Raw genomic sequence first — 23,738 nt, 5'->3', positions numbered from 1 at the left:
AAGCGGATAAGTTTTATCCGCTTTTTTTATTTTCCGCATATCCAGCTGCTTAATTCTGAATTTGCCCGTTTTTTGCGTGCCTTAACAGGCAAGGGTTGGCTTTGCCTGCTATAAAGAAAATAGTCACTCAGGTTAATAACACGCATGAAAGGAGCGCCCCATGGTTTTCGCAATCAGTGAAGAAGTGCAGCACAAGGAAGAAGGTCACACGATGGTGGTGACCGGCTACGCCAGTGGCATGGTGGAATGCCGCTGGTATGACGGCTATGCCGTGCGCAGCGAGGCTTTTCGCAGTGATGAACTTTGCGCGCTGAATCCTGCGCAACAACTGGCAAGCTGAGGGCCTCAGGCCTGAGGGTCAGATGACCCGACAGGCCCGGTTTCTGACTGCCTGAGGCCCGGCACACTCCCTGTGCCGCCCTGTTTCAGACGTTACCGTCATTATCCTCTTCAACCGCCTGATAGATGCGCTGCAATACATCCGGGAACGCCGATTGAACCCGACTCCAGCTGGGTATAAACGGCTTATCGTTAGGACGTTCAATAAACGCCTGTCCCGCTTCCAGAATCGACTGAGTAAACATCTCCACCGCGGCCTCTTCGACGTGCTGATCAAACTTCAGTCCGTTCATTGCCGCCTCGTGGTTATAGGTCTCCATCATATCCAGCGCATTACGGTAATAGGTTGCCTTCAGCACCCGGAATGAATCGCTGGTCAGCGGCACACCCATGGTCGCGAGCTTACGCAGCAGGGACTGGACGATATCGCTGCTCATGCGCTTCAGGCCGCCGGTGCCATCATCTTCGGCCAGCGGCTGATGCTTGTGATCGTAGTTATCGGCTATCTCAACCTGGCACGACTGGCGGGTGGTGTAGTTACGGTAAATCTCCGACAGCACGCCAATCTCCAGACCCCAGTCGCCAGGAATTTTGATGCCGTTCAGCACATGCGTTCGCATGGCGAACTCGCCGGAGAGCGGATAGCGGAAGCTTGTCAGGTAATCCAGGTATTCCGAATGACCATAGACTTTCTGCAATGAGCGCAGCAGCGGCCCGACCAGCAGACGTCCGACGCGGCCGTTAAGCTTGCCATCCGCGACGCGCGCATAGAAGCCCTTACAGAACTCATACTGAAACGCCGGGTTAGCCAGCGGGTAGAGCAGACGCGCCAGCATGCCGCGCTCATAGGTCACGATATCGCAGTCATGCAGCGCCACGCAGCTGGTGCGGTCCGACGCCAGCGTATAGCCGGTGCAGAACCAGACGTTGCGCCCTTTGCCGGGATTAGTGGGCGACAGACCCTCTTTATCCAGTTCTGCATCAATGGCTTTCAGACGCGGGCCGTCGTTCCACAGAATGCGATGCCGTTGCGGCAGGCGGGAGAAGAACTCGCGGGCAAACAGGAATTGGTCGCGGTCGGCCCGATCCAGACCAATCACGATCTCATCCAGATAGGGCACTTTCGCCAGCTCATCGACGATTTTCGTCAGCGCCGGGCCTTCAAGTTCAGAAAACAGCGATGGCAGGATCAGCCCCATTTTGCGTTTGCGGGCAAAGCGTACCATCTCTTTTTCCAGCGACTCCACGCTGCGGTGGGTAAGGTTGTGGAAGTTGGTGATTACGCCATTCTGATAAAAGTCACTCATCGCATCATCCTTTTAATGCCCGTGGGCAGCTTATTGAGGTTGAGTCAAAAAATAGTCCAGTCCTTCACGCCAGCCTTCGGGGCCATGGTGAGCGGTGTGATAGACCTGCTGCTGATCGGTCCGGCTGAGTGTTACCGGTGTTTTACTGTAGCCCTTAATCACTACGGCATAATCTACTGCATCCAGCATCGGCGCATCATTCGGCCCGTCACCGAGGCCAATTGTGATGGGCGCTTCACCGGGAGAATGGTCCAGCAGCCAGCGCAGCGCTTCGCCTTTGCCGCAGCCTGCTGGCATCACATGCCAGAAACGGCCGCCCTGCGTCAGTGCCAGCCCTTCAGCACCCAGTACATCCTGAAAGCTATCGAAAGCCTCGTCACTGTCGCGCCAGACAATCACTTCAGACGCGTCGCGCTGGCGTGACAGCGCGGCATCTGCCTCACTCAGTCCGGTCATTGAGGCCACTTCCGGATCGGAGAAGTCATGAAAGCCGGTAAAACGGTAGGCTGTTTTCAATGCGGCCAGCCGCTGGCAGAGTGCGTCATAAGTCAGCGTATTATCAGGCAGACGGATACGCTGCTGATCCTGCGTCTGGACCACGGCACCGTTTTCGGCAATAAAGGGTAAACCATTGATCCCCAGTTTTTTTTGCAGCGGAATGACTTCGGCTGCCGTCTTACTGGAACAGATCACCAGCGGAACGGCGGACTGTTTCAGGGTGGTGAGCCACTCCGTGGCCGCATCCCAGCGATAGGTATGGTGGTCGAGTAGGGAACCATCGAGATCGGTAATAATCATTAACGGCTGTTGAAGATCGGGCATTAACAGGCTCCTTTCATCACGTTCGCGGCTAAAGCAGCGATTTTTCAATATTATAGTTGAATATGGCTCACACTTTTTTTCCTGCCACGCTGAGTGAAAATCCAGGATAAATCTTAAAAAGGAAAGGGGGAAAAGCGAGGGATGCAGGAAGTGTGCAGGCGCTAAGTCACTGGCAGGCGCGGTGTTTTCGGTAACTATTGCCCCATAACGACCCGGTTCGTTGCAGAAACGTGCATATCTGATACTTGTTTTGGTGACGCGTTCGCGTAATCTGCAGAGGTGTTAAGAATTCCCTGGTGTAACGAATTGAATTTTTACCCGGCCTTCCCGCCGGGTATTTTTTTGAAATCGATTTCAGCGGTTAGCTTCATAGGCGCGATAGTCACAGATGTCGATTTCAAACGCTTCTGCCAGTTCGGTATACGAGTGAAAAATCTGGCCTTCAACTTCAAGCCGTGGCATCTGGCCCTGCTCCATATATTCCCGTATCTCTCCTGACGTTTTCGCCTGAATCGCCGCCAGTAAACCCTCAACATCTACCTTCAGATCGGACGCCGGCATATCGGTGTGCTGCTTTTCGTCTGTCATTTTCTGACTCCTGAGAGCAAACAGAATAATCAGTATAGAACGCCGGGCAGAAAGAGGAGATCGGGCAGATCGCAGGCAAAAAAAAGCCCGCGCTGCGCGGGCAAAATCCTTGTTACTTTAGGTTGTGGCTGCACCTATGGGGGTGGTGCAGTAGAGGGAGTGTAAAGGCCAGGTGCGTAAGAAGTCTTGCGGTGAAATGTTAAGAAATTGCAAAAATGGTCCTTACTCAGATTTACCTGACTTTGCCCCTGAACAGAGCAGATTCAGCTATAGTTGATGATAAAGCTGATTTTTTTCAATACCTAAAGGAATGGTTATGGACATCTTGAGAATTATTATCGCAATTCTGCTGCCACCGCTGGGCGTATTCATGCAGGTCGGTTTTGGTGGTGCTTTCTGGCTGAATATTCTGCTGACGATCTGTGGTTATATCCCTGGTATCGTTCATGCCGTCTGGGTCATTGCCCGTCGCTAACGCGCTGCATCGCGCCGGTTCTTCGTTTAGACTGTACGCAGTAAATAATCAGGAGAACCGAAATGAAGGTAAATGACCGCGTCAGCGTCAAAACCGATGGCGGCCCGCGTCGCGTTGGCACCATTCTGGCTATGGAGTCGTTTAACGAAGGCACTATGTTTCTGGTCGCGCTGGAAGACTATCCACTCGGCATCTGGTTTTTTAATGAAACGCAGCAACCGGATGGCATTTTCGTCGAGCCTTACCACGACGCCTGAACCTGACGTGCATAAAAAAGCCCCGTTACGCATAGCGTAACGGGGCTTTTTGCGTTCAGCGCCGCTGCCGTTGATGACAGTCGCTGATGATTACCAGCATGGCGTCAGAAGGTTTCCCAGTTATCACTACCGGTGGCCAGCGCCGGACGCGGTGTCAGAGCGGGTGTTCTGGCTGGTGAAGTGACGCGCGCGGCCACACTTTTCGTGGCAGGCGAATCCTGCAGACGGAATGCCGCCACCGCCTGTGTCAGTTTGCCCGCCTGATCTTCCAGCGAGGCCGCTGCCGCAGAGGCTTCTTCCACCAGTGAGGCGTTCTGCTGAGTGACGTTGTCCATCTCAGTGACCGCCTGGCTCACCTGCTGAATACCCCGGCTCTGTTCGTCCGATGCCGCTGCGATCTCCGACATGATATCGGTGACGCGACGTACCGCCTCGACAATCTCACCCATAGTGCTGCCCGCTGCGCCAACCTGATGCGACCCGTCATTAATCAGCGTAACCGACTCAGCAATCAGGGATTCAATCTCTTTAGCCGCCTGCGCACTGCGCTGGGCCAGATTGCGCACTTCGCTTGCTACCACCGCAAAGCCGCGACCCTGTTCTCCGGCACGCGCAGCTTCAACCGCTGCGTTCAGCGCCAGGATGTTGGTCTGGAACGCGATACTGTTAATGACGTTGGTAATCTCAGCGATTTTCTTCGAGCTGCCGGAAATGTTGGTCATGGTTTTCACCACGCTATTGACCAGATCACCCCCGCTGCGCGCTTTGCCAGAGGCATCCGCGGCCAGCTGGCTGGCGTGATGGGCATTCTCTGCGTTTTGTTTAACCGTGGCGGTGAGCTGTTCCATGCTGGCAGCGGTTTGTTCCAGTGCTGCCGCCTGCTGCTCGGTCCGTGAAGAGAGATCGGTGTTACCGGCGGAGATTTCGCTGGAGCCCTGATAAATCGCGACGGCACCCTCACGAACTGTTCCGACGGTGGTCACCAGCGCCTGCTGCATCAGTTGCAGATTGTGGATCAATGTACCAATCTCACTGCGGCCAAAGGGCAGAGGAGCAGAGGTCAGATCACCCTGTGCAATGCGTTCAATGCGCAGCACAGACTGACGCAGCGGGTTAATCACTACACGGCGCAGGAAGACGAAGGTCATCAGGACCAGCACCAGTGCGGCACTAAACGCCACAGCCATCGAGATAAAACCGATGCGCGACTGACGATCGGCTTCTGCGGTAATCGCACTGGCGCGGTCAGTACGGATTTTGATTGCCTTCAGTAACACCGCGTTATAGTCATCATCCAGCTTGCGGGTAACGTCCGTCTCCTGGGCGATAATGCCCTCAAAGCTGCCCTGTTTACCGGCGTTGATCATCGGTATCAGGCCTTTATTGATGTAATCGTTGAAGCGTGCCTGCAGCGTGGTATCCAGTTCCATGTCAGCGGGGGTCTTCACTTCACGTGCCTGATAGACAGCAAAGCCGTCTTTAGCCTGCTGAATACGTTTTTCAGCCGCCGCCACGTTGGCGCGAAGTTCTTCCATGTCACCAATACGCGCGGCTGCACCGGCCTGAATAATGGTCAGGCGTGCCGTACGCAGATGGTTAGAACTGTTAGCGAGGCCCATACGAACCTGAATTTCGTTCGTGGCATCATCGAGGGAGTGGTTGCTTGAAATCAGAAAGTAACTGGCGACACCAATACAGAGTGCGAACAGCAGCAAAATGCCGCCGAAGATCAGGCTAAACAGCGGCACCAGGCGGAGATTCTGCCAGATGCCAGCGCTTTTCTGTCCATCATTATCTAATGCAGTGTTCATATCCTTGCTCTCTTGAGGCTGTTGTTATAAGGCTTAACATCGGCAAAAGAGCGTAAAGGCTTAGCGGCAAGAGTGAGACCTGGCTCCCAATTCAGCGCAAAAAAAACCGGCCATTAAGGCCGGTTCTTCAGGTCTGACGATCAGCGAATATTAACGTAAATACCCGAGGTCACATTATCGGTTAAACGCACCACATGATAAATAACCTGTTTATTATGGGTTTTGATTTTGCGTTTAATATTACCTTTGTGTGACGATACCGTTTTGGCCTTAATTTGCATTTTATCTGAGATCTGAATGGTGTCATGACCTGACATCCACATCTTCAGCATGTTTGACTCAGTCTGGCTCAGCGTCAGCGGGTGAACATCCATGCCCGAAGAGATGCGCGCAGACTGGTTAAGCTTCTTCTGCAAATAGGTGCTGAGTAAGGAATCCAGGGTCGATGTCTTCATCGATTTTGATGTAATAATCAGGTTCTTACGAACGTAGAGATATTCCTCAAAATGGATATTACTAATCGCCATGAATATAAAGAACAGCGTATCAGGATGCTGCGTAATAATACTGCGGATACGTTCACTGGAATCTGACTCATGAATGAAACAATCTTCATTAATAAAGACGACACCAGGATTTAATTGCTCACATTTTTGCTGTAGTTGCTCAATATCGGAGACAGAAGAGATATTTTTCTTCTTAACTCCTTTTGAAGACATGTAGTCTGATAATCCCAGGCGTGTGTAGTTGCAGGAATCCATAATAATAGTTGGCATAATAGCGACCCTCACCAATTTGTTATCCGTTTAAATCAACGATGAATACGCGTTGCGGTACGAGAGAGATTTCTTAGGTACTTTTTTATTCTGCTCGTGCAGTGTGGCAACAGGCAAACGCCCGTAAAAGTCTTCATCCCTGACCCGTTCTGCAAAAAATTTGTGCTGCCATGACGTCACACATTCTCCGGCAATGGCGGGGAATGCCAGTGAAGTGCCGGAGATTCAGTAAAGCTCATTTTTTGAGACCTGTGTCACTATCCCTGAAAACAGGAAGTTTTCTGATAGGACAATTCTCAAAAACATTTGTTTTACGAAAGTGTGATGTCTCAGCGTGCGATGACAATGCCGGAAAAAACATTTTTTAACAAGAAAAATCACTTAAAGTTTTTTTTCTTGTAAATTCAGTGCATTGCCGGTTTTGCCTGCACATTCACAGTCTGACAGCTTCTGTGAACCACCCAACTAAAATACGCGAAGCCCGGTTTAATAAGAATTATTTTCAGACTCTCAGCACATTTATCAGAATTTCCTTAGTTGCATTCTGGAAAACATGGTTCGGAAAATGCACGGATGGTTTTGCGATACTTAAGTGTCGTTGAGCGAAGGTAGTTAGAAACTTAATGTTCAGGGGCGGGATAGTTCTGTCAGAAACAGGGCGAGTAAATCAAATATTTCACTGAACAAATGCTCACAGAACGGGGCCAGCAGGGGCATCAGCAGGCTGATGGTTAAAATTCCGACTGATAAGGTAATCGGGAAGCCAATTGCGAAGATTGATAACTGTGGTGAAACACGGTTTAACAAACCCAGTACCAGATTTACCATGAGTAACAAAACGATTAAGGGCAGCGCTAACATCATGCCATTAAGGAAAATTAATCCGCCGGATTTCACCAGCGCCATAAATGCGTTCGCATTTAGCGGGTGACCGCCAATCGGCAGCGTATGAAAACTGTCCGCCAGCAGTGAGATCAGCCAAAGATGTCCGTTAAAGGTCAGGAACAGCAGCATGGCCAGCATGTCGAGAAAACGGGCCAGCACCGGCATGTTAAGACGGCTGCCAGGGTCAAAAAAGGTGGCGAACGAAATGCCCATCTGCAAACCAATGACTTCCCCGGCAAGGCGCACAGCCGCAAACGCAAACTGCATGGTAAAGCCCAGTGCGATACCAATCAGCATCTGCTGGATCAGCAGCCAGAATCCGGCAGGAGAAAACAGGGTCACATTGACAGCAGGTAACAGCGGCATCAGCAGCCAGGTGATCATCACGGCCAGTCCGATTTTGACACGTTTGCTGACGGATCGTTCATTGAGGATGGGTGCGGTGGCGAACAACGCCATGATACGCACCAGTGGCCAGAAGAACTGGCTGACCCACTGAACCAGCTGGCTGCTGTCGAGAGTAATCATCAGCCGATGATATAAGGCAGGTTGGTAAAGACGGTGCGGATATAGTCCAGCAGCAGATTCAGCATCCACGGGCCGGCAATGATACCGGTGGTGGCAACCGCCAGGATCTTAGGAATAAAGGATAAGGTCTGTTCGTTGACCTGGGTCGCGGCCTGGATCAGGCTAATCAGCAGACCGCTGACCAGGGCTGCCAGCAGCAGCGGGGCGGCCAGCATCAGGGCGACGCGCATCGCTTCCTGTCCCATTACCATTACTGATTCGGGTGTCATGTCGTGCTCCGGTAAGAAAAGGGGGATCAGGAGTAGAAGCTTTGCGCCAGTGAACCGACCAGCAGTTGCCAGCCATCGACCAGAACAAAGAGCATCAGTTTAAACGGCAGCGCAATGGACGCTGGCGGAACCATCATCATCCCCAGCGCCATCAGCACGCTGGCGACCACCAGGTCGATGATCAGGAACGGGATAAACACGGTAAAGCCAATCTGGAACGCGGTCTTCAGCTCGCTGGTCACATAGGCGGGCAGCAGAATACGCATGGGTACTGCTTCAGGACCGGCAATCGGCGCGGTATTCGCCAGACGGGCAAACAGGGCTAAATCCGCTTCACGGGTCTGACGCAGCATAAACTCGCGCAGCGGCTGGGCACCTTTATCAATCGCCACATCCATGCTGATCTTGTCCTGGCTGAACGGCAGATAGGCATCCTGATAAATTTTGTCGAAGGTCGGTGCCATAATAAAGAAAGTCAGAAACAGCGACAGACCGAGCAGCACCTGGTTAGGCGGTGCCGACGGTGTGCCCAGGGCATTTCGCAGCAGGCCAAACACAATGATGATACGGGTGAAGCTGGTCATCATCAGCAGCACGGCCGGAATAAAGGTCAGCGCAGTGATAAAGACCAGTGTCTGAACCGGCAGTGACCAGCTCTGACCGCCGTTAGGCAGCGAGTGACTCACCAGGCCCGGCAGCTGGGCATGGGCAACCGGTGCCAGTAGCAGCAGTGGCAATAAAGGAAGCAGTCGACGCATCATTGTGGTTTTCCGGGACGTTTAACCAGATTCTGTAACAGCTGACGAAAATCCTGTGGCGCACGGTCAGATGGCGTCACAGCGACCGGCTCACCCGGCGGCAGCGTATGCAGATGAGTAATCTGCTGGGCAGTGACGCCCAGCACCAGACGCGCATCAGCAGTATCGATAATCACCACCCGCTCACGCTGGCCCACTGAGACGCTGGCCGTGAGTTTCAGCTCCTGACCGCTGACCTTTTTCGGCGCAAAGCCGGCACGGCGTGCCAGCCAGGCGCAGGCCAGAATCAATAAAATAATCACTGCTAACACGCTGCTGACCTGGGCCAGCATTGAACCGGTCGAAATCGCCTGTGCGTGCGGTGCAGCCGGTTGCAGCGTTTGATTCTGGCTATTCATAATGTGACTCTTAGCGACTCAGGCGACGCATACGTTCAGACGGGGTGATGATGTCAGTGATACGAACGCCATATTTGTCGTTCACAACCACCACTTCACCCTGTGCAATCAGGTAACCGTTGATCAGGATATCCAGCGGCTCACCTGCCAGGCCATCCAGTGCGACTACCGAACCCTGCGTCAGGCGCAGCAGCTCTTTGATGGTCATCTTGGTGCGGCCCAGTTCGACGGTAAGTTTTACCGGGATATCCATAATCAGATCGATATCCTGCAGCGATCCCGCAACGTTGCCGCTGTCGAATGACTTAAAGACGTCATCGGTCTGCGGCGCACTGCTGCTGCTGCCGACCTGCTCGTTCATCGCTTCAGCCCACAGATCGTCCGCAGAGATATCGTCAGACGGTTTATTACTGTCAGTCATGGGGCTGTTCCTCGTTAAGCGAATTCAGAATCGGGTTGATCAGGTGTTCGACACGGAGCGCATATTGCCCATTCATCGTGCCATATTGGCTGGTTAAGACCGGGACGCTATCGACATGGGCGATAATGCGTTCCGGCTTCTCAATCGGCAGCACATCACCGGGTTTCAGCTGCAGAATCCGTGACAGACGCAGTGACGTTTCGGCAAAGTGAGCAATCAGTTCCAGCTCAGAGTGCTGCACCTGTTTGACCAGGTTATCGCGCCAGTGGTTATCTTCCTGACGGGAGTTTTCGAGCGGTGGGTTCACCAGCAGCTCGCGCAGCGGTTCAATCATTGAAAACGGGATGCAGATATTAAACTCACCCACCAGGTTACCAATCTCCACCTGGAACGGCGTGTTAACCACGATGTCGTTCGGTGAAGTGGTGATGTTGGTGAACTTCACCTGCATCTCTGAACGTACATACTCGACGTCCAGTGGATAAATAGCCTTCCATGCGTCGCTGTAACCATCCAGCGCCAGCTTCAGCATGCGGCGGATAACGCGCTGCTCGGTATGGGTAAACTCACGGCCTTCGACTTTCGTCGGAAAACGTCCGTCACCACCAAACAGGTTGTCGACGGCGATAAACACCAGGCTGGGTGAGAACACCACCAGCGCCGTGCCGCGCAGCGGTTTCAGGTGGATCAGATTCAGGTTGGTTGGCACCGGCAGATTGCGGGCAAACTCGTGGTACGGCTGAATCTTGATCGCCCCGACGCTGATATCCGGGCTACGGCGCAGCAGGTTAAACAGCGTCATACGGAAACTACGGGCAAAACGCTCGTTAATAATCTCCAGCGCCTGCAAACGCTCGCGCACCACGCGGCGCTGGGTATTCGGGTCGTAAGGACGAATATCGCCCTCCGGCCCGTTTTGTTTCTTTTCTTCTTCCGCGCTGCCACTGTCGCCGTTTAAAAGGGCGTCAATTTCAGCCTGGGAGAGAATGCTATCGCCCATTGATTCACCTCAAAATGAAGGCAGTAAACAGCACGTCGTTTACGGCCTGCGGAGGTTGACCTTTTACCAGCGGAGGTGTCAGCGCCTGTTTGATTTGTTCAACAAGCGCCTGTTTTCCTTGCTCTGTCGCCAGCGCCGCAGCACTCTGACGTGAGAGCAGCAGCAGCAGACGGCTGCGCACCTCAGGCAGATAGTCATTCATCCGACTCCGGGACTCCTCATCGGCCAGACGCAGGGTAAAGCCTACGTAAAGCACGCGGTCAGGATCGTTGTCGGGATTGACCAGGTTAACCGTAAATGTATCAAGTGCAAAAAAGACCGGAGCGGGAGGCGGTTCAACTTTCGCCACCTCAGGCTTATCGCCCTCGTGTTTATTCATCATTCGCCAGACTGCATAGCCTGCCACGCTGCAAGCGGCCAGCGTCAGAATGATCAACACTGGTATTAAGATTTTACGTTTGCTGCCTTTTGCTTTCGCGTTATCAGACATGGTGCAGTTACTTCCTGTGAATTATGGGCAAGCCTCTCGGCTCACGGGACAGATTATCCGCGTCTTAAGTCAAACCAATGGGTAGAAAAGACGCGGGTTTTACGCTTACCTTCAGCGTTTGCCGCTGTCAGGCGAAAGTGTCGACGGCGCTGTTGCCGCTAACGCGAGCCTGAAGGGCAGCGGGAACGGCGATCGGCGTAATGTCGGTGTCACTGTCCTGGGTGAGGGAGAAGCGGCCATGCTGTCCATCGCGGCGCGCCTCCTGTTGTTGCTGGAATTGCTGGCCCTGCGCGGAACTGTCACTGCTCACCTGACTCTCGCCCAGGTTGATTCCGCTCTCTGCCAGCGCGCTGCGCAGCTGCGGTATCGCGGCTTCCAGTGCCGATCTGACGTGGCTATGGCTGGAAACCAGACTAATTTGCGCCTGGTCGTTATCCAGCTTCAGGCTGATCTGGATAGCGCCAAGGTCTTCCGGATGTAAACGCAACTCCGCGTTCTGCTGGCCGTTGCGGCTGAACATCACAATCTGCTGACTCAGCGCCTGCTGCCACTCGTCGCTGCCCAGCTGTGAATTCAGCATCGGGGTGGACGGGGTGCTGCTGGTCGCGGAGGCGGTCACCGGCGCGGGCAGGCTGCTGGCGCTGGCGAACGGTGTGGCGCTGATCGCGTTATCGCTGGTGCTGGCTTTGATCGCACTCTGATCATCCTGCTTCACCATATTGCTCAGCGCCTGCTGGAAACTGCTGTCAAGCGTCAGGCCGCTGCTGGTCGTACTTTGCGCGGCGGGCTGACTCTGACTGGCAGTGCTGTTCACGGCTGGTGAGTTCTGTGTGGCACTTTTAGCGTCGTGCTTCTCATCTTTACCCGGCGCAGGGCTCTGCTGTGCGCTGTTCAACAATTGTGTCAGCGAGGTCTGACTTTTCCGGCCGGTGTCGGTCTGGGCAATCAGCTCACCTGCTTCACTGCTGACCGGCGTCGAAGGCGTCGCTGTCGGCGTTACCGCACCCGGTAACATGGCGAACAGGGCCTGCACATTCTGCATGTCACTGGCGCTTAAGGGTGTGGCCTCCGGCTTGTCTTTATCATCGGCTGATTTTGACCCAGCTTTAGTATTTTCCGGTTTAAACAGGGCGGTCAGTTCAGCAGGATTATCCAGTGCCGCCATCAGCGCATTCAGCGGCGCCTTCGCTCGGGCGTCGTCGACATTTTCTGCTTTTACATCAGCGGATTGCGCCGCTTTTCCCTGCTGCTTCACCAGGCCTGCCAGCTGATTTCCCAGCGTGGTCAGAAAGTCCTTTGGCAGGGCATCAGCCCCTGCTGCAAGGTCCGTCGCGCCTGATGGTTCCGCGTCGGTTTTAGCCGCCGCTTTTATGCCAATGTGTGGCAGCGTAATCATTCGCCTCTCCTCGATGCGGCCCGTTGGGCAAATTCATCCATCCGTTTCTGATCGAGACGGTTTTCCTGTCGTAATGCATTTTCCGCTGCCCGCGTTATCAGGGTCTGATAGGCGTTCAGCCGCTGCTGTTTGTCGCGCCAGTTGATCAGCGCCTGCTCCAGTCGCTGATTCCAGTTATTCAGTTGGTTGCGATGCTGCTCAATCGCTTTTTCCAGCGTCTGAATAAACTGGTGATAGTTCGTCCAGCGGGTGCTGGCGATGCCGGACGACATGTCATCGTTAAGTTTATTGCGATACTCGTCCTGATAATCAAGCAGCATCGTCAGCTGCTCGTTAGCGGCGTGCTGGCCGCGGCGCATATCGCCTAAATAGATGGCGGCACGTTCGAGATCCTGCTCCGCTAAGTCGCGCAGCGTATCAATGGCATTTGCAGTTTTCATTGCCGTTACCTCGCGTTAATTACTGAGACGAGCCAAACAGCGCATGCAGATGCAGGCTGGCGTCGTCATAATCGCTGCGCTCAAAGATGCCCTGTTGCAGGAAGGCTTCCATCTGCGGATAGAGCCTGATGGCTTTATCGAGCATCGGATCGCTGCCGGCGGCGTAGGCCCCGACGCTGACCAGATCGCGGTTACGCTGGAAGCTGGAGAGCAACTGCTTAAACTGGCGCACCTGCGCATAGTGGTTCTCATCGATCAGCGAGGTCATCGCACGGCTGATCGAGGCTTCGATATCAATAGCCGGATAGTGACCCGCTTCGCCAAGCCGACGCGACAGCACGATGTGACCGTCAAGGATGGCGCGCGCGGAGTCCGCGATCGGATCCTGCTGATCGTCGCCTTCGGTCAGGACGGTATAGAAGGCGGTGATCGAACCGCCGCCGTCGATGCCGTTACCGGCACGCTCAACCAGCGCAGGCAGTTTAGCGAACACGGAAGGCGGGTAGCCTTTGGTCGCCGGAGGCTCACCAATCGCCAGCGCGATCTCACGCTGCGCCATGGCGTAGCGGGTCAGTGAATCCATAATCAGCAGCACATGCTTGCCGCGATCGCGAAAATCTTCAGCGATACGGGTGGCGTAAGCGGCACCCTGCATACGCAGCAGCGGCGACACATCCGCCGGGGCAGCAATGACCACCGAACGGGCGCGGCCTTCAGCACCCAGAATGTTTTCGATAAAATCTTTAACTTCGCGGCCACGTTCGCCAATCAGACCGACCACGATAACGTCCGCTTTGGTGTAGCGCGCCATCATGCCGAGCAGCACGCTTTTCCCCACGCCTGAACCGGCAAACAGACCCATACGCTGCCCGCGACCGACCGTCAGCAGGGCATTAATGGCACGCACGCCGGTATCCAGCACGTCGGTAATCGGCGTTCGCTGCAGCGGGTTAAACGGCGGTGTGATCAGCGGTGCGCGATAGCCGGTATCCGGCGACGGCAGGCCGTCCAGCGGCCGGCCGCTACCGTCGAGCACGCGGCCAAGCAGTTCCGGCCCCAGCATCAGCTGTTTGCCCGCCTGCGGGTTGTCACCATTCTGACGCGCATAGACCCGCGCACCCGGTAAAATGCCGTCCACTTCTTCCAGTGGCATCATCAGCAGTTTCTGACCGTTAAATCCCACCACTTCACTTTCGATTTCGCTGATGGTTTTGCCATCGTTGCGTTCGATGATGCAGGTCGCACCCAGCGGCAGCTGTAAACCGGTCGCTTCCAGCACCAGGCCAGTCGCGCGGGTCAGGCGGCCATAACGGCGCACCGGCTGCACCTGGGTAATGCGTTTTTCAAAGGCGTCGAGCGAGCCCAGCCAGCGGTTCAGACGGGTGGTCATCAGATTTCTCCCGGCGCGGCAAGGCGGCAGAGTTCCTGCCAGCGCGTTGCGACGCTGGCATCCAGATCGCCATCTTCAGCGCTGAGTTTGCAGCCGCCAGGGTGCAGGGTGCTGTCTGCGATCAGCCGCCAGCCGTGCAGGTCCAGCGTCGGACCTAAAGTCTGCTCAATACGCTGTAAGTCGTCCGGGTGAACACGCAGTTGCGGTTTGCCGCTGAACATCGGTTCCTGCTGCAGCAGACCCTGAATCTGGCGCAGCAGGGCGGTGCCATCTACCGTAGTGGCCTGCCCAATCACCGAGCGAGCCGCTTCAAGCGCCAGCTGCATCAGACGGGCAGCAATCACGCTGTCCAGTGACTCCAGTGTGTTCTGGAACTCCGTCACCAGCTGCTGCATCCGCGCCTGAAGCGGCGCCTGCTGCTGCTGGGCATCGACCAGTCCCTGCTGAAAACCGGCGTCGTAGCCCGCTTTCTGACCTTCGGTCATACCCTGCTGATAGCCTTCGTTGTAACCCTGGCCCTGCGCCTCTTTGCGCATCTGCTGCTGCAGACGTTCGAGCTGCTGTTGCTGCTCATCCACGCCGTCTTCAGCTTCGTAAATTTCTGGCTGCAGCTCCGGTTCAGGCTCGTCAAAACGGCCTAAATCAGTAGGCTGCCACAGCTGCCAGGGGCGGGCAGAAAATGCATCAGACATAGGTTTCCTCGCCACCACCAATCACCATCTCGCCCGATTCGGCCAGGCGACGTACCACCAGCAGGATCGCTTTCTGTTCGTTCTCCACTGCGGACATACGTACAGGACCGCGGTTGGCCAGATCGTCGCGCAGGATATCGGCCGCACGGGCTGACATGTTCTTGAGGAACTTCTCGCGCAGAGGCTGTTCGGAACCTTTCAGTGCAACCAGCAGCTGCTCGGACTCCACTTCCTGCAACAGGCGCTGGATGCTGCGGTCGTCCACTTCCACCAGGTTTTCGAACAGGAACATCTCGTCGATAATTTTCTGCGCCAGTTCGCCATCGAAGTCGCGTACCGCTTCGATAACGGCCTCTTCCTGCTGTGTTTTCATCAGGTTGATGATCTCGGCTGCGGTTCTCACGCCGCCCATCTTCGCGCGCTTGAGGTTGGTGCCATCCAGCAGGCCATTCAGCACTTCGGTCAGTTCGGCCAGCGCGGCTGGCTGCACACCACCAAAGGTAGCGATACGCAGCATCACATCGTGACGCAGACGTTCGTCGAACAGCGCCACAATATCGGCGGCCTGGCCACGCTTGAGGTGGACCAGGATGGTGGCGATGATCTGTGGATGCTCGTCGCGGATAAGGTCGGCGGCCGCCTGCGGCTCCATAAAGTTGAGCGTTTCCATCCCGCTGGTGGTTTCGCGTGTTTCGAGAATGTCCTCCAGCAGGCTGGAGGCACGCTCTTCGCCCAGCGCCCGGGTCAGGACCGAACGCAGGTATTCGTTGGAGTTCAGGCTCAATGCAGCAAACTGCTCAGCATCGGTTTCGAACTCACGCAATATTTCAGTCAGCTGCTTGTGTGACACCTGACGCATGTTGGCCATCGCCGCGCTGAGGTGCTGTACTTCACGCTGGTTCAGGTGTTTGAAAACTTCCGCAGCGCGCTCTTCGCCGATGGTCATCATCAGGATGGCGCTTTTTTCGGTTCCGGTCAGACTCATAGCTCTTTACTCATCCATTCGCGAATCACCAGCGCAACAACGCGCGGATCGTTTTCTGACATGTCGCGGATGCGTTGACTCATCACTTCTGCGCTCATGCGGTTGTTAGACTTACGTTCCTGATCCAGCTCATCTTTGCTGAGCTGTACATTAAAGGCTTCTTCTTCTGGCTGTTGTGCAGCGGCGCGGGCAGCAACGGCTTCGGCAGCAGCTTTCTCGGCGGCCTGCTTACGAACCAGGTGCGGACGAACCAGTTTGCGGTAGAGAATAAAGGCTACCAGGGCAATCAACAGCCACTTACCGGCGTTCATCAGCTGATCAAAGAAGGACTGCTGTTGCCAGAAGGGCAGATCGGCGGTCACTGCTTCAGTGGTGTTGAACTGCGAGTTCACGACGTTGACACTGTCGCCACGCGTCTGGGAGTAACCCATCGCTTCGCGGGTCAGGTCTTCAATCTGCTTCAGCTGCTGCTCGTTCAGCGCAACCGCTTTGCCTTTATCATCTGCACGGAAGTTCACGACGACCGCAACCGACAGACGCTGTACGTCACCGACGTTAACTTTGGTATGACGAATGGAGCGATCCAGTTCGTAGTTCACGGTGTCGTCACGGCGCGAGTTGGTGGGTGCTGAGCTCGCTGCTGCAGTGCTGGTGGTCTGGCTGGCGTTGTTCGCCGCATTGTTCTGACCATTCGCGGCCTGACCGTTGGCCGCATTGTTGTTTGGCGTCGTGACCGGCGCGGTGTTGGCTGGCGCTGGCTGGTTAGAGAGTGCGCCTGGCACGCCACCCGGATAAGGGCTGCCTGACTGGTCGCTGGTGCTGGTCTGACGCGAACGGATCGCCGTGTTCGACGGGTTAGCGTTAGGCTGATATTTCTCGTCGGTCTGCTCGGCGGTGTCGAAGTTAATCTGCGCGGTAACCTGCGCATGCACATTGCCCTGGCCGAGAATCGGATTCAGGATCGCTTCGATACGTTGCTGGTAGCGTGCTTCAACTTCAGAAGAGTACTTCAGCTGCGCGTCATTCAGATCGCGACCGGCGTTATCAGAACGGGTCAGCAGGCGACCGGTCTGATCGACCACGGTGACGTTGCCCGGCGGTAAACCGGCGACGCTGCTTGAAACCATGTGGGCGATGGCCTGAATCTGGCCTTCATCCAGCGCACGGCCAGGCTGCAGGGTTAAGGTGACAGAGGCGGATGGCGCTTTCTGCTCACGCACAAATAAGGTTGGTTTTGGCATCGCCAGATGAACGCGGGCGCTTTTGACCGGACCCAGTGATTCGATGGTGCGGGCCAGTTCGCCTTCCAGCGCGCGCTGGTAGTTAACCTGCTCGCTGAACTGGCTGATACCGAACTTCTCTTTATCCAGCAGCTCAAAGCCCACCGAGCCGCCTTTTGGCAGACCCTGCTGAGCCAGACGCAGACGCAGCTCATGCACGTTCGCTTCCGGCACCATCAGTGCGCCGCCATTTTCGGCAAAGCGGTAGGGAATGTTCATCTGCGTCAGCTGGGTGACGATGGCGCCGCCATCTTCATCAGTGAGGTTGTTATAAAGGACGCTATAGCTGGGCTGCTTCGCCCACAGCACCATCGCGATCACGATCGCCACCACGGCAGCCGCCGCGACGATTAAAGGAATACGCGGATTTGCGCGCAGGCGAGCGAGCAGGTCACCGAAGCCTTTCTTTTCTTGTTCTGTTGTGGCGGCTGTGCTCGCATTCATGACCGATTCCTGCCTGACGTAATTGACCGGGTAAGTTGAGATGGCAAAACAGACTCCCTGACCTGCGTAGATAAAATTTCCACTTCAATGCCAGGCATTATTAGGCGATAAGCAAAATTCGATGGCTGGATAAGGTAGGTTTTTTGCTGTCATTTAGCGGCTTTGTCTCATTGACAACGTGCTAACTTTTCCTCACATCAAAAATGTCATCCTCTTTAATAAGGTATCGTTCATGTCCATTCAGGCAATTGACGGCGTACTGCAGCAGCTTCAGGCGACCTCACTGCAGGCCAGTAACCGCAGCAATGAAGCCACTAATCAGATCGATTTCGGTGCGACCATGAAAGCGGCGCTGGATAAGATCAGCGAAACGCAGACCACCGCACGCACCCAGGCGCAGGATTTCGAGATGGGGAAACCCGGCATCGCGCTGAATGATGTGATGGTCGATCTGCAGAAATCATCCATCTCCATGCAGATGGGGATTCAGGTCAGGAACAAGCTGGTGTCGGCGTATAGCGAAATTATGAATATGCAGGTTTAGTTTCTTTAACGAACTCAAAATACGAGATATTAGGATTAGTTGCTTCATCTGTGCATTAGGTAGGACATTTCGTTAGTATTTTTGTTCTCAATGCTCAAAAATGCCAACATATTATACTGAATCTAAAGTTAATATAGCTGACAAACTATGCATATGTGCATGTTCTCAACTTGTCATTGGACTTTAGATTTTTGCCAGTTGAAAAACATCATGACACACGAATATGTCGGGACTGACAAAGCTTATGCCAGGTCAGCCCGACTTTTTTATCGCTATTTTCCACGTCACTGGTGTAAAATGGTCATCTCTTTTATAATTGATAGCATTAACAGTAGGGCTAAAGACAAAAGTAACTCTCTCTCGATTTCTTTTTCTGCGTATTATCTCTCCGAGAAGTTAAGATTTTTTATATTATAAATTGCTGGATAATCTGAATGTGGGATTACTTCAATCAGAAAATCTGGCCGCAAGTCAAAATAATGTTTGATTAGAGCATAAAAACCTATCATCCATGAATAGGGGCTAAATTTATAATATAAATCAGAGTGCAGTCTCTACTTCAAAACAATAATAAATGGCCCTTGCGGGCCATTTATTACTTAAAAACTGAATAACCGTAAATTTTGAGTTCTTCCTTTTCTTTTACGTTTACTCTTAATTCAAAATCATCAACATCCTTATCTAGATGGAAAGAAGAATTTATAACAGTCCTATCACCGAGGTTTGTCATCGGCAGCTTAATAGAAATAAGTGACTTTGATGAAAAAATCTCTGCCTCTGGATGCCCGCTATAGACTTGCCCTGACACGACTATATTATAATCTCCCTTGCGAAGCTTGACATAAGGACCTGAAATCATAAATCCCTGATTTCCGTCGCTATGTATTCCACCATCAGGATCAATCTTATAATTGCGTAAGGGTAAAGAATTTGCTTTGATTTTTTGTAAAGAAACGCCATTAGGGGGAAGCGGCATTTTGTCCCAGACAAGGATTTTCATTCCATGGAAATCAATAGTCTTTTTCGGCTCTCCGAATTGATTAATAGCCGTATCAATTTCTGCCTGATCTCGGGAAATGATGAAGTTTCCGTTTCTTTCATACCAATCATCGCGGGAAAGCCAATAGCGTGGTCTGACAGTTCCATCAGTAAAAACAGGATAGACGTTAACTTTACTAACAGATGTCAGTATCGAAGCCTTCCAGAACTCCCCGTATCCATGTAACAGATTCTGCGACAGCAAGAAGTCACCCAGCCTTGCATAATATTTCTCTTCTGTTTCCTTTGATTTGTAAATCCAGGCAAGGTTGCTAGCCGCAATGATTATTAAAGCTACCTTATAAAAGTTTTTACTTATCGCTGTATTTCTGGAAATAAGTAATGTTGCGCTTAACACGGAAAAGAACAGGAATCTAGTAGACGTGATATCAATAGCAACAGTGCTTAAAATAAACGCACCAAATGGTACAGTTGCAGAAAAAATAAGAAGCGTATCAACAAGTGACTTACCAAAGCTCTTGATAGCTGACCTGATAAAAAGAACTACATAGATACTCAGAAGTACCGATTTTATTGCTGAAACGACAATGTTTATTGGATCGCCATTAAAATTTATTGCAAAGTAATAAAGCACACCCTGGAAAGCAAGAGTAGCATTGTCGAGCATCGCCGGAATAGTTGCAACCGTTGGGCCACCTATGCCGGGTACGTCATATTCAAAGTAAAGTGGCAGGATTATTGATGCAACTTTATAAAAAATAATAGATAGACAACATGCCAGGGCAATGAGTAAGTCTTGCTTTTTCTTTTTAAAGAAATAATGTATTGAAGATGAAATGAAACAAGGAATGATGAAAATGAAAATGAGGAGTTTATCCGATTCAGCAAAGATGCCACATAATAATGAAACCAGCAATAATTTAACTATAGATGATTTAAGAGATTCACTAGAAAGTAAATATAAACATACAACTGATAATAAATATATTCCACCATGAATATTAAGCTCGACAGCATTTGCAATGCTGAAGAAAGTTGGTATCAATATCACTGGCGCTATTAAATATAGCCCACTTTTGTTTTTTATTGAGATAATCTTAATGGATAAATATGAAAGGATAGAATAAAAAATTGCTGGCATTATATGTGATAAAGCAGGAGTGTAGCCAATTAATTTTACAGCTAGCGCTGTCCATACAATATCTGAAAAAAGATAGGATTGAGTTGAAAGGTGCCATCCTGATAACGTGGTGTTCCCATTAGCTAAGTCTTTGGCTATAAGAAGAGAAGACATATTATCGCTATTTGAACCGAACTGATATGATAGCCAGGTATAGAAAATGACTCCAAATAGAAAATAAACTAATGGAAATGCTCTTTTAATTACGATCACTTTAAGTCCTTATAGCAAAAAATTATAACTTAAAAAAAGATATTACAGTATGCTAATGTGATTTTAGCATTAATCATCTCTTAATTAAATGGCATAACAGGAAAAAGAAAAGACATTAACGTAATCAAAATGGTTTATTACGTGAAAATACATCTTTTTTCACTTTGTTATGTCTTAATTGATAAAACGGCTTTTCAATTAAGCGTAGAGAGAAATAAGACATAAATAGTGATGACCCTAAAATAAGAAGTGAGCCACCCACGCTAATAACATTAAACCCGATTTTGCTATAAAAATAAAAGAACATCAAATGGTTGAGGTAGACACCATAACTAAGATCGCCTGCAAGGCGATCGAATGAACTTTTAATATTAGCCTTAAATAGTATCCATACGACAGGAACACCAATGATTATTCCCGAAAGAACCTCCTTATTGAATTCCTGAGAAAGGCCTTTATCATTCAAAGAGAATAATAACATGATAAATGAAAATGAATAAAGGATAGCTAAGGGTTTTATTTCATTGCTCGCCATCATGCTCCCTAGCAGGAAAATGAATAGCGTACCTGTTATCATCCTGTAGCCAAAGTAATCTGTATTAATTAATCCTAGGTAAGCAGGAATGAATAACATAAGAGAAAGTGATGCTATTAAAGCTTTTCTTTTGCTCAGCAAAATTAACGGTATGAGTAAATAAAATTGCATTTCAAGCCCAAGAGACCAGGACTGAGGAACAATAATATACTCGTTGAAAAACACAGCGAAAAAATTGAGGGGAATCATCGTAAAGTTTACTAAAATTTGAGTTGCATTAACTTTAGATGTGCCGTCAAAAAACAGATACAGGCAAGTGGTAACTATCATATAAAATATAAATTGAGGGAAAAGCCTCAGGGATCGATCAACATAAAATAACTTGATATCACTTTTAGAAGGAAATTTAGCAGATATTAATTTTGTGATTACGTATCCACTTATGATCAAGAATGAGACTACAGCAGTCACACCCTGATTATAATTTGGCAGTTTAAGGCCGCAATGAGAAAAGAGAACCATCACCGCCAGTAAAAGTCTGTAGTATCCCACTGCGTACCCTAATGTTTATTTTTATAAAATTGAATGTTAGCCAGTAAAGATTATCATATCATTAACATACGTGTTAAAAAAAGATAGTGCAGCATACGATTTTTTTCATAGTGGCCAGGGAATGGGTAGGATGGGTCGTATGCTCCCTGTTGATTGGTGTTTCGCGATGATTGTTATCTCTTCATCTGAGACGGTGGGGTTTACTCACTTTGATGACTTTTTCGGAAGGCAGATTATTGGCAAATGCAGCCGGGCTGAAGCGGAATATCTCTTAAACTTTACTGAAAGCTTTTTTTTCAGAAGCTCCCGCTAAGCTTGGTAGGGTGTTAAGTAGTATGTAAGCATGCGATGTAAAGCGACTGAAGTGTCTCAGGCAAGAGCACACTTTCCTCCCTCAGACAGTTGCCTGCCTGACTTGTGGGCGTTATCAAGGAATGTTCGATGACGTTAAATCAAAAATCCAGGAGGGAAGACAAGAAACAGAAAGCACCATAGTCATCGCCAGGGTAACCAGGCTGGCCACAATTGCAGGTTTTCATAATTAACCTTCCACTAAAGTGCTAATTTTCTAACTACTGACGTGCATCCGTCTGCTCACACTTTTCTTCAATAAAATACTTTGGTCGTTCTTTGGTTTCCATGTAAATTTTTCCCACATATTCACCAATAATGCCTAAAGAGAGCATTTGAACTCCACCAAGGAAGAAAATTGCTATCATTACTGAAGCCCAACCTTCAACTGTATTGCCACTAAATTTCTCAACCAAAGCGTATAGAGCGGCGAAAATCGAAATAATACTTATAGCAAAGCCAAGAACAGCAATAGTGCGAAGAGGCGTCACCGATAACGAGGTTATTCCTTCGATAGCAAGGCCAAGCATCTTTTTTAAAGGATATTTAGATTCACCGGCTATACGTGCTGCTCTGGAATAAAAAACTTTCTTAGATTTAAATCCAACCAGGGGTACCAATCCTCTGATATATAGATTTTGCTCTTTATACTCCAGGAGTGCATCTAATGCCCTTCGACTGAGCAGTCTGTAATCAGCATGGTTAGGAATTTGCTTAACACCCATCCAGTTCATCGTTTTATAGAAAAAGCCAGCTGTATGCCTCTTAAATCCGGTATCAGTTTTTCTGTCACTTCTCACACCGTATACAATATCGTATCCATCGAGGTAACCTCTTACCATTTTTTCGATAACAGTTGTGTCATCCTGCAAGTCAGCATCTATACTTATAGTTATATCTGCATCTGATTCGTGTAATCCTGCAAGAAGAGCAATCTGATGGCCGCGATTACATGAAAGTTTAATACCTTTTATTGATGATGACTGACGCGAAGCCTCGCTAATTAAGCTCCATGTCTTGTCTTTGCTGCCATCATCAATAAATGTTATTGAACTATGACTTGTGATCATCTCCTGAGCAATCAAATTGTTCAGAACACCCTGAAGTTCTGTAAGGCAATAAGAAAAAATATCTTCCTCGTTATAACAAGGAACTAAGATATCTAACGTAGGTTGATTCATTTTTTCATTACCCATATCTTATTAATCAGAAATCCAGCGGCAGTATAGATTGCCATGCCAAATAATTGCGCAATGTATGCATGCGAGGGAGCAAATATCAGGAATAATTTGATTGCTAAGATATTTAACATCCAGCAAAAAAGACTTGACATGAAGAAACGCGCAAATCTTATTATTGAAAGATTAGCAGAAAAAGTAAATAGTGAATTAGCCACAAAGCTGAAAAGTATACCAGCTATATACCCCGCAGCATTGGATGCATATATACCTACTCCCCAGTGCATGAGGATAAATATAAACAGGGCTGTTATGCCAGTATTTGCCAGTCCTACTAAGGCATACCGTACTGCCTGACTTCTGGTCGATGTTGTTGACACAAACCCTTCCTTGAAAAAAATTTCCTGGATTTTACCATTTATTAAAATGCTTACA

At 50.7% G+C, this 23,738-nt stretch carries 26 protein-coding genes; 4 read left to right on the top strand and 22 right to left on the bottom strand.

Annotated features, from left to right (window positions below; all coding sequences use genetic code 11):
- Window positions 1–160 precede the first annotated feature (160 nt).
- Complete coding sequence (locus IBT54_RS22285; RefSeq protein ID WP_013358298.1) at window positions 161–340, top strand: YodC family protein; 180 nt, start codon at window positions 161–163, stop codon at window positions 338–340.
- 85 nt (window positions 341–425) lie between these two features.
- Here the strand turns inward: IBT54_RS22285 and IBT54_RS22280 are convergent, their stop codons facing one another.
- From IBT54_RS22280 to IBT54_RS22270, 3 genes are all read right to left on the bottom strand, one after another.
- Window positions 426–1,646 (bottom strand): glycosyl transferase, encoded by a 1,221-nt coding sequence (locus IBT54_RS22280; RefSeq protein WP_013358297.1) that lies wholly within the window; start codon window positions 1,644–1,646, stop codon window positions 426–428.
- Between the two features lie 30 nt (window positions 1,647–1,676).
- Complete coding sequence (locus tag IBT54_RS22275) at window positions 1,677–2,468, bottom strand: mannosyl-3-phosphoglycerate phosphatase-related protein (protein ID WP_201253087.1); 792 nt, start codon at window positions 2,466–2,468, stop codon at window positions 1,677–1,679.
- Between the two features lie 354 nt (window positions 2,469–2,822).
- Window positions 2,823–3,056, bottom strand: a complete 234-nt coding sequence (locus tag IBT54_RS22270) for a DUF2525 domain-containing protein (protein ID WP_013358295.1) — start codon at window positions 3,054–3,056, stop codon at window positions 2,823–2,825.
- Window positions 3,057–3,372: 316 nt separating this feature from the next.
- On the opposite strand from IBT54_RS22270, the gene IBT54_RS22265 reads away from it, so the two are divergent.
- Both IBT54_RS22265 and dsrB read left to right on the top strand, forming a co-directional pair.
- Window positions 3,373–3,531: a YqaE/Pmp3 family membrane protein gene (locus IBT54_RS22265; RefSeq protein ID WP_013358294.1), complete on the top strand. Its 159-nt coding sequence runs from the start codon at window positions 3,373–3,375 to the stop codon at window positions 3,529–3,531.
- 62 nt (window positions 3,532–3,593) lie between these two features.
- Window positions 3,594–3,788 carry a protein DsrB gene (gene dsrB, locus IBT54_RS22260; RefSeq protein ID WP_201253086.1) on the top strand — a complete coding sequence of 65 codons (195 nt, stop codon included), beginning with the start codon at window positions 3,594–3,596 and terminating at the stop codon, window positions 3,786–3,788.
- 104 nt (window positions 3,789–3,892) lie between these two features.
- Here dsrB and IBT54_RS22255 read toward each other — a convergent pair whose 3' ends face one another.
- The 15 genes from IBT54_RS22255 to fliF form a co-directional block, all read right to left on the bottom strand.
- The gene (locus IBT54_RS22255) at window positions 3,893–5,599 is read right to left on the bottom strand and encodes a methyl-accepting chemotaxis protein (RefSeq protein ID WP_201253085.1); all 1,707 of its coding nucleotides are present in this window, start codon (window positions 5,597–5,599) and stop codon (window positions 3,893–3,895) included.
- A gap of 140 nt (window positions 5,600–5,739) precedes the next feature.
- On the bottom strand, window positions 5,740–6,375 hold the full coding sequence (gene rcsA, locus IBT54_RS22250) for a transcriptional regulator RcsA (RefSeq protein WP_013358291.1): 636 nt from the start codon (window positions 6,373–6,375) through the stop codon (window positions 5,740–5,742).
- A 627-nt stretch (window positions 6,376–7,002) separates the two neighbouring features.
- Window positions 7,003–7,788: a flagellar biosynthetic protein FliR gene (fliR, locus tag IBT54_RS22245; protein ID WP_013358290.1), complete on the bottom strand. Its 786-nt coding sequence runs from the start codon at window positions 7,786–7,788 to the stop codon at window positions 7,003–7,005.
- Window positions 7,788–8,057, bottom strand: a complete 270-nt coding sequence (gene fliQ, locus IBT54_RS22240; RefSeq protein WP_003854466.1) for a flagellar biosynthesis protein FliQ — start codon at window positions 8,055–8,057, stop codon at window positions 7,788–7,790. Before fliQ ends, fliR begins: the two co-directional genes overlap by 1 nt.
- Before the next feature lie 26 nt (window positions 8,058–8,083).
- Entirely contained in the window at window positions 8,084–8,815 is a 732-nt protein-coding gene (gene fliP / locus IBT54_RS22235; protein ID WP_031593200.1) for a flagellar type III secretion system pore protein FliP, read from the bottom strand.
- The gene (fliO, locus tag IBT54_RS22230) at window positions 8,815–9,213 is read right to left on the bottom strand and encodes a flagellar biosynthetic protein FliO (protein WP_013358289.1); all 399 of its coding nucleotides are present in this window, start codon (window positions 9,211–9,213) and stop codon (window positions 8,815–8,817) included. Before fliO ends, fliP begins: the two co-directional genes overlap by 1 nt.
- A gap of 10 nt (window positions 9,214–9,223) precedes the next feature.
- The gene (gene fliN, locus IBT54_RS22225; RefSeq protein WP_033783392.1) at window positions 9,224–9,634 is read right to left on the bottom strand and encodes a flagellar motor switch protein FliN; all 411 of its coding nucleotides are present in this window, start codon (window positions 9,632–9,634) and stop codon (window positions 9,224–9,226) included.
- Complete coding sequence (gene fliM / locus IBT54_RS22220) at window positions 9,627–10,634, bottom strand: flagellar motor switch protein FliM (RefSeq protein WP_013358287.1); 1,008 nt, start codon at window positions 10,632–10,634, stop codon at window positions 9,627–9,629. The genes fliN and fliM overlap by 8 nt, the downstream gene beginning before the upstream one ends.
- A gap of 4 nt (window positions 10,635–10,638) precedes the next feature.
- The gene (fliL, locus tag IBT54_RS22215; protein WP_013358286.1) at window positions 10,639–11,124 is read right to left on the bottom strand and encodes a flagellar basal body-associated protein FliL; all 486 of its coding nucleotides are present in this window, start codon (window positions 11,122–11,124) and stop codon (window positions 10,639–10,641) included.
- Window positions 11,125–11,251: 127 nt separating this feature from the next.
- Entirely contained in the window at window positions 11,252–12,520 is a 1,269-nt protein-coding gene (locus IBT54_RS22210; RefSeq protein ID WP_095707002.1) for a flagellar hook-length control protein FliK, read from the bottom strand.
- A complete protein-coding gene (gene fliJ / locus IBT54_RS22205) occupies window positions 12,517–12,960 on the bottom strand; it encodes a flagellar export protein FliJ (protein WP_003854478.1) in 444 nt (147 codons plus the stop codon). Before fliJ ends, IBT54_RS22210 begins: the two co-directional genes overlap by 4 nt.
- A 19-nt stretch (window positions 12,961–12,979) precedes the next feature.
- The gene (fliI, locus tag IBT54_RS22200; RefSeq protein ID WP_013358284.1) at window positions 12,980–14,350 is read right to left on the bottom strand and encodes a flagellar protein export ATPase FliI; all 1,371 of its coding nucleotides are present in this window, start codon (window positions 14,348–14,350) and stop codon (window positions 12,980–12,982) included.
- Entirely contained in the window at window positions 14,350–15,042 is a 693-nt protein-coding gene (gene fliH / locus IBT54_RS22195) for a flagellar assembly protein FliH (RefSeq protein WP_095707003.1), read from the bottom strand. Before fliH ends, fliI begins: the two co-directional genes overlap by 1 nt.
- On the bottom strand, window positions 15,035–16,027 hold the full coding sequence (fliG, locus tag IBT54_RS22190) for a flagellar motor switch protein FliG (protein WP_013358282.1): 993 nt from the start codon (window positions 16,025–16,027) through the stop codon (window positions 15,035–15,037). The genes fliH and fliG overlap by 8 nt, the downstream gene beginning before the upstream one ends.
- Window positions 16,024–17,751 (bottom strand): flagellar basal-body MS-ring/collar protein FliF, encoded by a 1,728-nt coding sequence (gene fliF, locus IBT54_RS22185; protein WP_201253084.1) that lies wholly within the window; start codon window positions 17,749–17,751, stop codon window positions 16,024–16,026. The genes fliG and fliF overlap by 4 nt, the downstream gene beginning before the upstream one ends.
- Window positions 17,752–17,983: 232 nt before the next feature.
- On the opposite strand from fliF, the gene fliE reads away from it, so the two are divergent.
- Window positions 17,984–18,295: a flagellar hook-basal body complex protein FliE gene (gene fliE / locus IBT54_RS22180; protein WP_201253083.1), complete on the top strand. Its 312-nt coding sequence runs from the start codon at window positions 17,984–17,986 to the stop codon at window positions 18,293–18,295.
- Window positions 18,296–18,890: 595 nt separating this feature from the next.
- On the opposite strand, the gene IBT54_RS22175 is transcribed toward fliE, so the two are convergent.
- The 4 genes from IBT54_RS22175 to IBT54_RS25395 all read right to left on the bottom strand — a co-directional run bounded on the left by IBT54_RS22175 (window position 18,891) and on the right by IBT54_RS25395 (window position 23,683).
- Complete coding sequence (locus tag IBT54_RS22175; protein WP_201253082.1) at window positions 18,891–20,687, bottom strand: hypothetical protein; 1,797 nt, start codon at window positions 20,685–20,687, stop codon at window positions 18,891–18,893.
- Window positions 20,688–20,811: 124 nt separating this feature from the next.
- Window positions 20,812–21,774 (bottom strand): acyltransferase, encoded by a 963-nt coding sequence (locus IBT54_RS22170; protein ID WP_201253081.1) that lies wholly within the window; start codon window positions 21,772–21,774, stop codon window positions 20,812–20,814.
- Between the two features lie 572 nt (window positions 21,775–22,346).
- Window positions 22,347–23,306, bottom strand: a complete 960-nt coding sequence (locus tag IBT54_RS22165; protein ID WP_201253098.1) for a glycosyltransferase family 2 protein — start codon at window positions 23,304–23,306, stop codon at window positions 22,347–22,349.
- On the bottom strand, window positions 23,303–23,683 hold the full coding sequence (locus IBT54_RS25395) for a GtrA family protein (protein ID WP_201253080.1): 381 nt from the start codon (window positions 23,681–23,683) through the stop codon (window positions 23,303–23,305). Before IBT54_RS25395 ends, IBT54_RS22165 begins: the two co-directional genes overlap by 4 nt.
- Window positions 23,684–23,738: the final 55 nt, after the last annotated feature.

The organism is Pantoea sp. S62 (assembly GCF_016658625.1).
In the GTDB taxonomy this organism is placed as follows: Bacteria; Pseudomonadota; Gammaproteobacteria; order Enterobacterales; family Enterobacteriaceae; genus Pantoea; species Pantoea vagans.
The sequence above is the reverse complement of the archived record's forward strand: the minus strand, read 5'-3'. Positions and strand labels throughout refer to the sequence as shown.